This is a genomic window from Aeromonas sp. R1-1, from assembly GCF_040908495.1.
GTDB lineage: Bacteria > Pseudomonadota > Gammaproteobacteria > Enterobacterales > Aeromonadaceae > Aeromonas > Aeromonas veronii.
In genome coordinates, this window is the sequence record NZ_JBFODV010000126.1 from 1 (window position 1) to 13,699 (window position 13,699).

A 13,699-nucleotide genomic window follows, 5' to 3' on the forward strand; every position below is an offset into this window, starting at 1 on the left:
GGGTGTGGCTTGTTTTGTTTGGCGACTAATGAGATCGCACAAACTGGGCTGAGTTCCCTTCCTCCAGTGATCTACTATTCGGAACAGTTATTTAGGGATGAGGGGGCCGGTAATGGGGGTTAACGGAAAAAAAGAGGGAGGCCAATGCCTCCCTCTCTAATTACTGACGTTTTAAATGCCATCAAGAGGCCATCAACCCGCCATCAGATATCCACCTGCGAACCCAGCTCGATGACCCGGTTGGGCGGGATCTCGAACTGATCCGGGGCGCGCAGGGCGTTGCGCTGCAGCAGCATAAAGAGCTTGCCGCGCAGATAGAGATACCAGGGGCGGTCTTTCATGATGAGCGACTCGTGGGCCATAAAGAACGAGGTCTCCATCATCCGGCAGCTGAGCCCCTCGGCGTTACAGCGGTGGAAGATCTCCTCCACGTTCGGAGTCTCACGCCAGCCGTAGCTGGCCACTACCCGCCAGAAGGTGGGGGAGAGCTGCTCGATGCAGACCCGACGCACATTGTGGACGTAGGGCACCTCCTCCACCCGCAGGGTGAGCAGGATGATCCGCTCGTGCAGCACCTTGTTGTGCTTGAGGTTATGGAGCAGCGCATGGGGGATCACATTGACCACCCGCGACATATAGACCGCAGTACCAGCCACCCGGGTCGGGGGGGATTTCTCCAGCGAGGCGATCATCGGCTCAAGGGAGTTGCCGTGCTCGTTCAGGCGGCGAATAAGCTGAAAGCGCTCGCTCTTCCAGCTGGTCATCACGGTGAACATCACCGCGCCCAGGGTGAGCGGCAGCCAGCCGCCGGAGAAGATCTTGGCGAGGTTGGCGGCAAACAGCGGCACGTCGATACAGAGCAGCGCAGCAAACAGGGTGGCCACCAGATACCTGTTCCAGTGCCAGCTGTTCTTGGCTACCGAGCAGGAGAGAATCGAGGTGAGGACCATGGTACCGGTCACCGCGATGCCGTAGGCCGCCGCCAGATTGCTGGAGTGCTCGAAGCTCATGATGACGATCACCACCGAGATATAGAGCATCCAGTTGATGACCGGAATATAGATCTGGCCGGACTCCTGCTCGGAGGTGTGAACGATGCGAATAGGGGAGAGATAACCGAGCCGCACCGCCTGACGGGTCAGGGAGAAGACCCCGGAGATCACCGCCTGTGAGGCGATCACCGTCGCCATGGTTGCCAAGAGCAGCAGCGGCACCAGCGCCCATTTCGGGGCGAGCAGGAAGAAGGGGTTGGCAATGGCTGCGGGATTGCTCAGCAGCAGCGCCCCCTGACCGAAGTAGTTGAGTACCAGCGAGGGCAGCACCACGATAAACCAGGCGAGGCGAATTGGATTTTTGCCAAAGTGGCCCATATCCGCGTAGAGCGCCTCCACCCCGGTGATGGCCAGCACCACGGCGCCGAGGGCAAAGAAGGAGGTGGTCTGGTACTGGACAAAGAAGCGCACCGCCCAGATGGGGTTGAGTGCACCCAGCACCTCGGGGTTGTGGATGATGCCGCGCAGCCCCAGCACCGCCAGCGTCATAAACCAGATCAGCATGATGGGGGCAAACAGCTTGCCCACCATGGCGGTGCCATGTTTCTGGATGGCAAACAGCAGGGTCAGCACCAGCACCGAGAGGGTGACGATATAGGGGTCGAGGGCGGGGGTGAGAATGCTCAGACCCTCGATGGCCGACATCACCGACATCGCCGGGGTGATCACCACCTCGCCATAGAAGAAGCTGCCGCCAATCAGGCCGAGGATGATCAGCAGCGGCGTCCAGCGGGTGGAGGCGTTGCGGGTCGCCAGCGACATCAGGGTGAGAATGCCACCCTCGCCGGCGTTGTCGGCCCGCATCACAAAGGAGAGGTACTTGACCGACACCACCAGGATCAGCAGCCAGAAGATCAGCGAGAGAAAGCCGAGAATGGAGGCCGGCTCGACGCCGAACCCGAATTGACCTGACAGGCACTCGCGCAAGGTATAGAGCGGGCTGGTGCCGATATCGCCATAGACTACGCCAATCGCCGCCAGCATGACGCCGGACATGGCTTGTTGTTTATCACAGTTCATGAGTTCATCTTGTCAGTTTGATGTTTACACGTTTGCCACAGCAGATCGCCCCGAACACATCAGGTATGTGTGGATACAACATCGGGGGGAAATCAAAGGATTGCGATGGGAAGGGAGCTAATCGGATATAAAGATGCGTTTCATGGGACACAGTCTGTTCATCTGTCGTTAAGCTTATAATGACACACACTCTGCGGGTTCATGCTCAGGTATAAATAATCAAAACGCCCTTTTGAGTAAGGTTATTAATTGGCCGTTGATTGAAATATTCATGCGCTCTGCGGGCAACCGTTTGTTTTATCTGGGGAAGTGGTTTGGCCACTATTTTTTACCGAGTTGAGTGATAAACAGACGATAAAATAGTGACTAATTAATTGCTGGCAGGACGGCAAAGGGGAGGGCGACGGGTAGCAATGGAGTCTTTATTTGGAAGGGGAAAATGTAGGGTGCAATGAACGAAGTGAATTGCACCAAGTATTAAAATAGGCAAGAGGTGCAATGCGCTGCGCTTATTGCACCCAACGTACTACGATTCTAAATATATCCCCCCTTAATTTCTACCGAAAGTTACACGTTAAATCCAAATGAGATCTCAGCAAAAGGAGAGTTATTGTTATCAGATATGTTTGTTGTAATACTTTCCTTACACCACCTTCTCACGTTATCAATATATTCTTGCCTAGCATTTTTTAACTCAGACAACTCAAGTGAGCTCACAACAGATTCTAAGCCTGAAAAAGCGGTTTTATTGTCATAAAAAGGGGCAATAATACCTGTTGAGCACCACATTGTGATTAATGACCATATGCGACATAAACCTTTTAGCTCATAATCTAAGTCTGTCCACTGAACTTTTGGTAATTGTTCATTATGAGCAATGACTTTGTTTCTATATCTCATGGGATTGGATGTGTTGTTATTAATCCCGTTTATGAACGAAGATAGTTTGTCAACCTCTTCTATAGAGGTAAGGCTAGAATCTTTAATATAATGACTGACGTTATTCCAAACATTCTTCAATGAATGGTCGTCTTTATGTCCGCTCAATAGTTTTCCGTATGATGCGAATATTTTATAAGTGCATCCAGATAACCATTGAGAATGAAACATATAAGTTTCAAAAGGATTGCAATTAGTTTTAACTGTCTGAAAAGAAAATATGATCGCGCGAATCTCAATGATGTCTAATATTAGCTCATCAATCCCTATGTGATATCTCCCTGACTTGTAATATTCACTATTCAAGTAGCTTTTGGTGGCTTTTTCTCGTTCATGCCAATATTGCTTTTTCTCTTGATCATTAGCATACGCATCCTGATAACGTTTGTAATCCTCAATGCGTTTTAGCAAGTCATTTTCAGTTGCGTGCTTTGATGTTGCTTTGAGGGCATATAACTGTGCATTTTCCTCTGATTCAAATTTCAACTCACACTCCTAACGTTTTTAGAAAAACAGTTAACAGAACCAATCGCGCAAGAAATACAACCGTAAATATTTAAATTAAAATATATTTTGGGTCATCAAGTTTGTGAGGTTAAATTGTTTTGGGGTTACTGTGGAATATCAGAGTTCATCATAAGTGATGATTTCAATTTTTCCTCGGCTAACACCACACTTCAGGAGACTTTGTATATGTTTTTCTTTATCTGATGCTTGGTAGCAATAAACTTTCCACATAACATCACCAACCTGATTCTTGATACGCTGAAAGTATGGCAAATCAATATTATTTAATGAATGGCCGATAATCACCACATCGTTAATATCATTTAGGTTACAAAAGTATTCCTCATTTTTCTCCAATACTGCTTCAACAGGTTTTCGTAGGGCGTACAGAGGATATCTGGCAATACTTTCTGCTTCTGAAAACATATGACCACTATATTCTCCGTCCTTATCAAATTCTGATGGCTCTGTAATATTCTCACCATGGCCAAAAATCAGTGCATTGTGTCTGGCTGCACTTCCATGAATATGCAGAACATGATCATCTTCAATGTTGTAGACAGATTGAAGTGTTGAGGTGTAATTGAAGTTAATAAATGTTGAATTAGTATTGAAAATAATTTTTTGTTCTGTGTCAGTTACATCAATACTATTAACCCAGTCAGTAAATGCTTCTTCGATATTAGAAACGTGAATTTTTGTTTGCTCAGTAAGCTCATCCTCTAGACCATAAATATCTCGTGGTCTAAAATCCTCTGAATTAACATCGACCTCATTGTGAATCGACAAGAAATTCTCTGCATCAAAATTACCAAGCGCATTTTCAAAATCATGCCAAGGCTGGTGATAACGTAAATCAAATGAATAGTACTCTTCTATTTCATCGAGGAAATCTTTTGCAAAATCATAAAAGTCGTTATAGCCTGTAGGTAATTCATGCCATAGGTCAAACCCATTGCCAATTATATAAAGTGTTTTCATATGATAATTATTCCGTAGCTTAAATAATATTTGAAATAGTTTGCTCGCTATATTTTTGGCAAAAATACTTAAACCATACTTATTTATCTGCATGGGGAAGGTCTCAACAGCGCTGGTTGCCAACTGAAACATGCTATCCAATCGGGTAGGGGGTAAAAAGGGCAATCGGCGCATAATCTGTCCGAGATCAATAAATTAGTCATTGATTGGTTGCTGCTTGAGCAATTGAGCTGAAAGGGCAGGGCGATACGCCTTTGTCAGCCGGTGTCGAGCTCGTCACTTTTGTCGTGTCGATCACACTTCCCAGCCCGTCGTCACCCTCGTCAGGGGTGGCAATCAGCACGTCATTCTTTCTAATTACTTCTTTATTTTCAGATGGTTGTGAACTTTTATCGCACCCTTGGCCCGTTTTGGTCTGATAAATGCTTTATGGGGGGCTGGCCGCCTCTTTGCCTGTCGGCGGGCGGCCCGGTGTAACGAACCATTTAGGATCCCTCTCTATGAACAGCTTCGTGATTGCAGATCCCAGTCTCTGTATTGGGTGTCGTACCTGTGAGGTGGCCTGCGCCGTTTCACACCAGTCAGGGTCTTGCAGCGGGACCCTTGAGCGGGAGGGCGGCCTGCATCTTGCCATCGAGGATGGACATCTGGTCTCCAGGGACAGCTACTTTCAGCCGCGCCTGAAGGTGATCGTGGGCAGCAAGGTGACCACGCCGGTGCTTTGCCGCCAGTGTGAAGACAAGCCGTGCGCCATGGCCTGCCCGAACAATGCCATCGTCAGCGAGGATGGTTGCGTCAAGGTGTTGCAGGAGCGCTGCATCGGCTGCAAGTCCTGCGTGGTGGCCTGTCCTTACGGCGCCATGGCGGTGGTGCTCAAAGAGGTGGCACCCGCTGCCGATTCGCTCTTCAAGCGTCCGCAGACCAAGGCGCAGGCGCTCAAGTGCGATCTCTGCCGTCACCGCGAGGCGGGCCCGGCCTGTGTCGAGGTGTGTCCGACCCAGGCGCTGCGGCTGGTCACGCCGGAGCATCTTGAAAACCTGAACCGGCAGAAGCAGCTGGCCAGTGCTGAGGCACTGCTGGCGATGCCGGCGCGGGTGTGAGCGGGCTTGCCGAGCCGTTTTTCGTTAACAAACAAGAGTGTGAGTCATGAAAAAAGTCATTACCGTGTGCCCCTATTGCGGCACCGGTTGCAAAATCAACCTGCTGGTTGAAAACGATAAGGTGGTGGGGGCCGAAGGCGCCAACGGCCGGACCAACGAGGGGCAGCTCTGCCTCAAGGGCTATTACGGTTGGGATTTTTTGAACGACACCAACCTGCTGACCCCCCGTCTCAAAAGCCCGATGATCCGCCGCGAGCGCGGTGGCAAGTTCGAGGCGGTCTCCTGGGATGAAGCGATTGCGTTCGCCAGCAGCCGTCTCTCTGCCATCAAGGCGAAATATGGCCCGGACGCCATCATGACCACCGGCTCTGCCCGTGGCCCGGGCAATGAAGCCAACTATGTGATGCAAAAATTTGCCCGTGCGGTGATTGGGACGAACAACGTCGACCACTGCGCGAGGGTGTGACACGCACCCTCAGTCTCCGGTCTGGAGACAACTGTAGGCAACGGCGCCATGAGCAACGCCATTCCCGAAATTCAAGAGACCAAGTGCCTGCTGGTGTTTGGTTACAACGCTGCTGACTCTCACCCCATCGTCGCCCGCCATATCCTCAAGGCGAAGGCGAACGGGGCCAAGGTAATTGTGTGCGATCCCCGTATGGTGGAGACCGCTCGTATCGCCGATCAGTGGCTGCCGCTCAAAAACGGTTCCAACATGGCGCTGGTTAACGCCTTCGCCAACGTGTTGATCAATGAAGGGCTCTACAACAAGGCCTTTGTCGCCAACTACACCGAAGGGTTCGAGACCTTCAAGGCGACGGTGGCCAAGTACACCCCGGAATATGTCGAGGGGATCACCGGCCTCAAAGCCGCCGATATCCGCGCCGCCATTCGCACCTACGCCGAGTCGCCTGCGTCCATGATCCTGTGGGGCATGGGGGTGACCCAGTACGGGCAGGCGGTGGACGTGGTCAAGGGGCTGGCGGGTCTGGCGCTGCTGACCGGCAACTTCGGTCGCCGTGGCACCGGTTGCGGGCCGGTACGTGGTCAGAACAACGTGCAGGGCACCTGCGACATGGGGATGCTGCCCCACCAGTTCCCGGGTTATCAGTCGGTGGCCGATCCCGAGATCAGCGCCAAGTTCGCCAAGGCGTGGGGCGTGGAGTCTCTGTCCCAGAAACCCGGCTATCGCCTGACGGAGCTTGGCCACAAGGTGGAGGAGGGCAAGTGCAAGGCTTTCTATATCTTCGGTGAAGATCCGGCCCAGACCGAGGCAGATCTCGGTCAGTTCCGCCGCACTCTGGCGGGGATGGAGCTGGTGATCGTGCAGGATATCTTCATGACCCAGACTGCCGAGATGGCCGACGTCATTCTGCCCGCCACCAGCTGGGGCGAGCACGAAGGGGTCTACAGCTCGGCGGATCGCGGCTTCCAGCGCTTCTACAAGGCGGTGACGCCCCCTGAGAACGTGAAGCCGGACTGGGCCATCTTCTCGTTGATGGCGACCGCCATGGGTTACCCCATGGAGTACCACAACACCGAAGAGATCTGGGACGAGATGCGTGCGCTCTGCCCGCTCTACGCCGGGGTCAGCTACGACAAGATGGCCGATCTCAAGAGTGTGCAGTGGCCTTGCCCGACCGAGGATCACCCGGGCACCAGCACTTTGTTCGAGGGGAACGTGTTCACTACCCCGAGCGGCAAGGGTCAGCTGATTGCCTCCGAGTGGCGGCCGCCGCTGGAGCAGCCCTGTGCCGAGTACCCGCTGGTGCTCTCCACCGTGCGCGAGGTGGGTCACTACTCCTGCCGCTCCATGACCGGCAACTGCTCGGCGCTGCAGACCCTGGCCGATGAGCCCGGCTATGTGCAGATCCACCCGAGCGATGCCAAAAAGCTCGGGGTGAAGGATCAGGCGCTGGTCTGGATCTCGTCGCGCCGTGGCAAGGTGATCACCCGCGCCAACTACAACGACCGGGTCAACGCCGGGGTGGTCTACATGACCTACCAGTGGTGGATCGGGGCCTGCAACGAGCTCACCATCGAGCACGTCGATCCCATATCCCACACGCCGGAGTACAAGTACTGCGCGGTGAAAATTGAGCGTATCGACAATCAGCCTGAGGCGGAAGTGTACGTCCAGACTGAATACAGCGCGCTCAAGGCGAAATTGCGCAGCGCAGCCAAAGGCTGACCCGCCCTAAAAAAGGACGTTCTGCACAAATAAGGGAACCCGACTCGGATTTATCGAGTCGGGCACCCTTTTATTACCCAAAAACAGGGGATAAATGATGCAACATGAAATTGGTCGCTTATTCGGAATTTTCTATATTGGCACCTATCTGGCGGCGATATTGCTGGGAATAGGTTGCTATATTTGGCGCGACGAGATGATATTTCTGCTGGGCTTCGGTTTTTTCGGCTGTTTTATGGCGGCACGGCTTGCCATGAGCAGCGTATTTTCTGCCTTGAGTATTTCCAGTGCCTGGCTGATCGGGTTTATTTCCACCACCTTGATCAACGGCCTGCTGCTGGGGGTGATCACCCTGCTGGTCTACCTCACTCACCAGAGCGTCACCGCCGAGCTTGCCGACAACGCCAGCTGGCTGCTGATGGCCTTCCAGAGCCTGTCGGCCCTCTTTATCTTCGGTGGCCTGAAGTGCTGCCACAGCCGGATCATCACCTCGTAAATTGCCGAGGGATGGGTTGCAAACCCCATCTCGAAACCCGCAGCCAGCGAAGAGGAAAGGGCAGATCTGACAGTTGACGGCGGCCCACTTTTCGGGCGCCTTAATTGAGATCAAGAACTGATGAAATAACAGGTTAAATATGGCCATCAGATATATTAAATCGGATTGTAATGAAATTTGAGCTCATCTATGATGAGTCGCCATTCCAATATATCCCCCGATAACGATGTTACTTTTTGTTGTCGTTCGTTAATAACAACTCTGGAATTGCAACATGCGACAATTTTCGTCACCGCTTTTCTTATTGGCAGCCGCTTTTACGGGCTGCGGCTATTTATTTTGGTGACGGGTGCTTGTCGTGATGCGATGGCATGGACAGCCTGACTGGTGACTAAATCGATATAACGTGAGGCCGCAATGCTAAATGTGAGTGCCATCCCCCTGGACGAGATCTCTCCCATCTGGGACGACGGTTTCCTCCTGCTCTCCAAATCCCTCCTGTCGGCCGTGACGCTCGATGATTTTATCCACAAACTCAACAAGATAGATGCCAGCTTCGGCGGCGTGACCCGGGTCAACCTGATCCTCAACATGGGTGCGGACGAGGAGGCCATCTTCTATTTCATGGGACATTCCGGCCCAAAGCATCTGGTCTGCCCCAAGGCAGAGCTGCACCTCTCCCCCCGTCCTACCAAAGAGACCCCGGAACAGGCCATCATTCTCGCTGCCGCCCGCTTTGAGAATCGCTGCCCGGCGCTGGATCGCGAAGGGGTCTACGGGGGGCTGCGCTCCTACTGCCAGCTCCCTATCACCACCGCCCGCAGCCACCTTGGCGGGGTCGAGTTTATCAACACCCAGCTCGACAGCTTCACCATGGAGACCCTTGCCAAACTGACCCAGCTGGCGGCCATTATCGCCATTGCGCTGGAGAACGTGCTCGACAAGGAGCGCACCCTGGAGCAGGCCAACTCCTTGCGCCTTGAGCGCGATAGCTGCAAAATTCTGGTGGATGTGACCAATGCAGTGATCAAACTGGTGCGCATCGCCGAGCTGCCCAAGAGCCTGTTTGCCATCCTGCATCACCACTTCGGCATCAGCAGCTTGTGTCTGGCGGAGTACAACGCCACCTCCGACAGCTTCAAGAGCTATCTGGTCAATCAGCACCAGAGCGATCAGCCGGGGATCATCGATCACTCCTGTTTCGAAAAGAAGTGCCTGCAGGGGGCCCTTGGTCACAGCGAGCCGTTTTTTGTCTATCGTGAACACGGCCACGGCTGCAGTAATCGCTGCCGCTTTACCTCCCAGATCCTGCCGCCAGAGGCCGACAGCTCCTGCATTTTGCCGCTGCGCTATCGGGGCAACCTGCTGGGGGTGCTGATCCTCTCGCATCCCAACGCCGACTTCTTTGCCGATATCGATATCTCCTTGCTGGAGCAGGTAGCGGCGCGCACCGCCATTGCCATGAACAACGTGCAGGCCCAGCAGGAGATCTCCAACACCAACGGTGCCAAAGAGAAGACCATTCGCATCAACGAGCCGCAGATGCAGGGGGAGTTCCCCCACATCATCTACCAGAGCGCGGTGATGGAGAGCGTGCTGGAGAAGGTGCGGCTGGTGGCCGAGAGCGACAGTACCGTGCTGATCCTCGGCGAAACCGGCACCGGTAAGGAGCTGATAGCCCAGGCCATTCACGCCCTGAGTGCCCGCCACGACCACGAGATGGTGAAGGTGAACTGCGCCGCCATCCCCACCGGCCTTATCGAGAGCGATCTCTTTGGCCACGAGAAGGGGGCCTTTACCGGCGCCCTGACCCAGCGCATCGGCCGCTTCGAGCGGGCCCACAAGGGTACCCTGTTCCTCGACGAAGTGGGGGATATGCCGCTGGACTTGCAGCCCAAACTGTTACGGGTATTGCAGGAGCACGAGCTGGAGCGGGTGGGCAACAGCAACCCCATCGCAGTGGATGTGCGGCTGGTGGCCGCCACCAACTGCGATCTGCTCTCCATGGTCAAGAACAAGCGTTTCAGAAGCGATCTCTACTACCGCCTTAATGTCTTTCCTATCGAGCTGCCACCCCTGCGCGAGCGGCGCGAGGATATTCCGCTCTTGGTCAATTTCTTTATCAAGAAGATCGCCAAGCGGATGCGCCGCACCATCACCTCCATCCCCGCCGATGCCATGAAGATGCTGGTGTCGCTCCCCTGGTACGGCAATATCCGCGAGCTGGAGAATGTTATCGAGCGCGCCGTGGTGATGACCCGTGGCCATGTGCTCAACCTCTCGCCCGATGAGCTGATGCCCCTCAAGGGTTACCACAAGATTGAGACCCTGGTCTATGACGAGCCCGCCACGCCGCTCTTTGCCGAGGAGGGGCCGACCGATGAGCGCGAGGCGATCATCACGGCCCTGCGCGACTGCAACGGCATCGTGGCTGGCGAGCGGGGGGCGGCCAACCGTCTCGGCATGAAGCGCACCACCTTGCTTTCGAAAATGAAGCGGCTCGGCATTTCGGCCAGAGATCCCGAGATCATCGATGGGGTTGCACCATGAGAGAGCTACTTGAGCTTGAGGCGCGTGACGAGCTTAGCGAGCAGAGAGAACAGAACGAACTGGCCCGCTGCGCCATCCACCGCGAGGTGGTGCACTACCGCGCCGATACCTTGACCTGCGACAGCGAGATGGCGCTCCCCTCCGAGACGCCGGTGGCGCTGGTCTACAACGGCATCGCTCACAGCGTGATGATGTGCTCGGCCTCCGATCTGGAGGATTTTGCCATCGGTTTTTCGCTATCCGAGGGGATCATCGACAGCCTGCTCGATATCCACGACATCGAGCAGATTGATGGCTGTCAGGGGATTGAGCTACATATCACCCTGGCCAATCGCTGCATTCATCGCCTCAAAGAGAAGCGGCGCACGCTGGCGGGGCGCACCGGTTGCGGCATCTGCGGCAGCGAGAGTCTGGAGCAGGTGATCCGCACCCAGCCAAGCTTGCCCGATAGTCAGCGTCTGGCGGTGGGCCATATCGACAAGGTATTGAGCGCGCTGCGCCCGCTTCAGCTGCTGGGCCAGCGTACCGGCGCCACCCATGCGGCGGTGCATCTGGACGGGGAGGGCAATATTCTCGCCATCCGCGAGGATGTGGGGCGCCATATTGCGCTGGATAAGCTGGTGGGCCATCTGTGCCGCACGGGTCGCCGTGACGGCGCCATTCTGGTGACCAGCCGCGCCAGCTTCGAAATGGTGCAAAAGTGCGCCAGCGCCGGAGTGGAGATCTTGCTCGCCATCTCCGCTGCCACCGAGCTTGCGGTCGAGCGGGCCGAGCAGACAGGGCTGACGCTGGTGGGTTTTTGCCGCCCCGGGCGGGCCGAGATCTACAGCGGCTGTCAGCGCATTCTGCTTTAAGTGACTGCAAGAGTGAGAACCTGCTAAAGGGCTTATAAAAACTGGCAATGAAAAAGGGCGGGGAGTGTGACTCCCCGCCCTTGTTGTTTCTGCCTCTAGCTTGCGGATTAGCGCGCCAGCAGGATACGCAGCATGCGGCGCAGCGGCTCGGCGGCGCCCCACAGCAGTTGGTCACCCACGGTAAAGGCGGCCAGATACTCAGGGCCCATATTGAGCTTGCGCAGACGACCCACCGGAATGCTGAGGGTGCCGGTGACGGCAGCCGGAGTCAGCTCGCGGGCGGTGATATCGCGATCGTTGGGGATCACTTTTACCCAGTCGTTGTGGGCAGCCAGCAGGGCTTCGATCTCCGCCAGCGGCACATCCTTTTTCAGCTTTATGGTGAACGCCTGGCTGTGGCAGCGCAGGGCGCCGATCCGCACACAGAGACCATCCACCGGAATAACGGCGTTTTCGATACCCAAAATCTTGTTGGTCTCGGCCTGACCCTTCCACTCTTCACGGCTCTGGCCGTTGTCGAGCTTGGTGTCGATCCAGGGGATAAGGCCACCGGCCAGCGGTACGCCGAAGTTGTCTACCGGCAGGGTGCCGGAGCGGGTCTTCTCGGTGATCTTGCGCTCGATGTCGAGAATGGCGGAGGCAGGGTCTGCCAGCTCGACCGCCACTTCGTCACGCAGCATCCCCATCTGGGTAACCAGCTCGCGCATATGGCGGGCACCGCCACCGGAGGCGGCCTGATAGGTGGCCACGCTCACCCACTCCACCAGATCGGCCTTGAACAGGCCACCGAGGGCCAGCAGCATCAGGCTGACGGTGCAGTTGCCGCCGACGAAGGTCTTGATGCCATCGTTCAGGGCCTGCTCGATGACGTCGCCGTTGACCGGATCCAGAATGATGACGGCGTCTTTCTCCATCCGCAGGGAGGAGGCGGCGTCAATCCAGTAACCCTGCCAGCCAGCGGCTTTCAGGCGTGGATAGACATCCTTGGTGTAGTCGCCGCCCTGCGCGGTGATGATGATATCCTGCTTGGCCAGCGCCTCGATATCGAAGGCGTCCTGCAGAGTACCGGCATCGACGCCGAAGTTGGGAGCGGCCTCACCGGCCTGGGAGGTGGTGAAGAATGTGGGTTGAATATGGGCGAAATCCTGCTCTTCCTGCATCCGGCTCATCAGAACCGATCCCACCATGCCACGCCAACCGACCAAACCTACTTTTTTCATAATGTCCTACCCTGGATTGCTGCTAAAGAAACTTGCGATGACACCCGTAACCCCTTGTCTGGCGACGCCTGTTTACAAGCGGTTTACAGGCCATTTAAAAAATATGCGCTGCGAAAAATGCGTCTATCCACATTACGGATTGTGACGGCTTGCGCAAGTCGAATTGCGCAATATTCTGTGCCGTTTGCTGCATTAACCGGCAGCCAGAGCACCGCTCAGGTAGACGGGGAGGGAGAAGGTCAACATCAGACGAAAAGGCCACCGTTTATGGCGGTGGCCTGTCAATAAAGCGGTTGAGGACGTTCTCTGCTGTTGTCTGGGGGCGTAGTTGGCGAGTGAAACAGCCCGACAGCTTGGGCGCTTAGCCGTAACGAGCCAGAGTGAGCCCCTCATCGCTGATGGCGGGCTCGCTGCCGCTGATAAGATCGCACAACAGCTGACCCGAACCGGCCGCCATGGTCCAGCCCAGGGTGCCGTGGCCGGTATTGAGCCAGAGTCCGGGAATGGGGCTTGGCCCTACAAGCGGGGTGCCGTCCGGCGTCATGGGGCGCAGGCCGGTCCAGAACTCGGCTTGGCTGATATCGCCCCCTTCGGGGAAGAGATCCCCCACCACCATTGCCAGAGTGTCGTGGCGTCTCGGATTCAAGGCGAGGTTGTAGCCCGACAGCTCCGCCATGCCGCCGACCCGGATCCGCTCGTCAAAACGGGTGATGGCCACCTTGTAGGTCTCATCGAGCACGGTACTGCGCGGCGCGGCCTCGGCGTTGATCATCGGCAGGGTGAGGGAGT

10 protein-coding genes are annotated in these 13,699 nt (G+C 55.4%); 5 read left to right on the forward strand and 5 right to left on the reverse strand.

All coding sequences use genetic code 11. The features are described 5' to 3' along the window. Positions 1 to 203 precede the first annotated feature (203 nt). From kup to AB5Y92_RS07395, 3 genes are all read right to left on the reverse strand, one after another. Positions 204 to 2,072 (reverse strand): low affinity potassium transporter Kup, encoded by a 1,869-nt coding sequence (gene kup / locus AB5Y92_RS07385; RefSeq protein ID WP_368226227.1) that lies wholly within the window; start codon positions 2,070 to 2,072, stop codon positions 204 to 206. 567 nt (positions 2,073 to 2,639) lie between these two features. Continuing rightward, positions 2,640 to 3,497, reverse strand: a complete 858-nt coding sequence (locus tag AB5Y92_RS07390) for a hypothetical protein (protein WP_368226229.1) — start codon at positions 3,495 to 3,497, stop codon at positions 2,640 to 2,642. A 138-nt stretch (positions 3,498 to 3,635) separates the two neighbouring features. Further along, positions 3,636 to 4,631: a bacteriophage abortive infection AbiH family protein gene (locus AB5Y92_RS07395; RefSeq protein WP_368226232.1), complete on the reverse strand. Its 996-nt coding sequence runs from the start codon at positions 4,629 to 4,631 to the stop codon at positions 3,636 to 3,638. Between the two features lie 368 nt (positions 4,632 to 4,999). On the opposite strand from AB5Y92_RS07395, the gene AB5Y92_RS07400 reads away from it, so the two are divergent. The 5 genes from AB5Y92_RS07400 (at position 5,000) to fdhD (ending at position 11,690) form a co-directional block, all read left to right on the forward strand. Then, positions 5,000 to 5,599, forward strand: coding sequence for a 4Fe-4S dicluster domain-containing protein (locus AB5Y92_RS07400; RefSeq protein ID WP_047435276.1), 600 nt, complete (start codon positions 5,000 to 5,002; stop codon positions 5,597 to 5,599). Between the two features lie 46 nt (positions 5,600 to 5,645). Then, entirely contained in the window at positions 5,646 to 7,790 is a 2,145-nt protein-coding gene (gene fdhF, locus AB5Y92_RS07405) for a formate dehydrogenase subunit alpha (protein WP_368226234.1), read from the forward strand. Positions 7,791 to 7,986: 196 nt separating this feature from the next. Next, entirely contained in the window at positions 7,987 to 8,286 is a 300-nt protein-coding gene (locus AB5Y92_RS07410; protein ID WP_335839759.1) for a hypothetical protein, read from the forward strand. 417 nt (positions 8,287 to 8,703) lie between these two features. Next, a complete protein-coding gene (locus AB5Y92_RS07415) occupies positions 8,704 to 10,836 on the forward strand; it encodes a sigma 54-interacting transcriptional regulator (RefSeq protein WP_368226237.1) in 2,133 nt (710 codons plus the stop codon). After that, positions 10,833 to 11,690 carry a formate dehydrogenase accessory sulfurtransferase FdhD gene (gene fdhD, locus AB5Y92_RS07420; protein ID WP_368226240.1) on the forward strand — a complete coding sequence of 286 codons (858 nt, stop codon included), beginning with the start codon at positions 10,833 to 10,835 and terminating at the stop codon, positions 11,688 to 11,690. Before AB5Y92_RS07415 ends, fdhD begins: the two co-directional genes overlap by 4 nt. A 107-nt stretch (positions 11,691 to 11,797) precedes the next feature. Here the strand turns inward: fdhD and asd are convergent, their stop codons facing one another. Both asd and AB5Y92_RS07430 read right to left on the reverse strand, forming a co-directional pair. Further along, positions 11,798 to 12,910 (reverse strand): aspartate-semialdehyde dehydrogenase, encoded by a 1,113-nt coding sequence (gene asd / locus AB5Y92_RS07425; RefSeq protein ID WP_005345266.1) that lies wholly within the window; start codon positions 12,908 to 12,910, stop codon positions 11,798 to 11,800. Positions 12,911 to 13,271: 361 nt separating this feature from the next. Then, positions 13,272 to 13,699 (reverse strand): FAD-dependent oxidoreductase (locus AB5Y92_RS07430; RefSeq protein WP_368226242.1); only part of this gene is annotated, 428 nt, incomplete at its 5' end.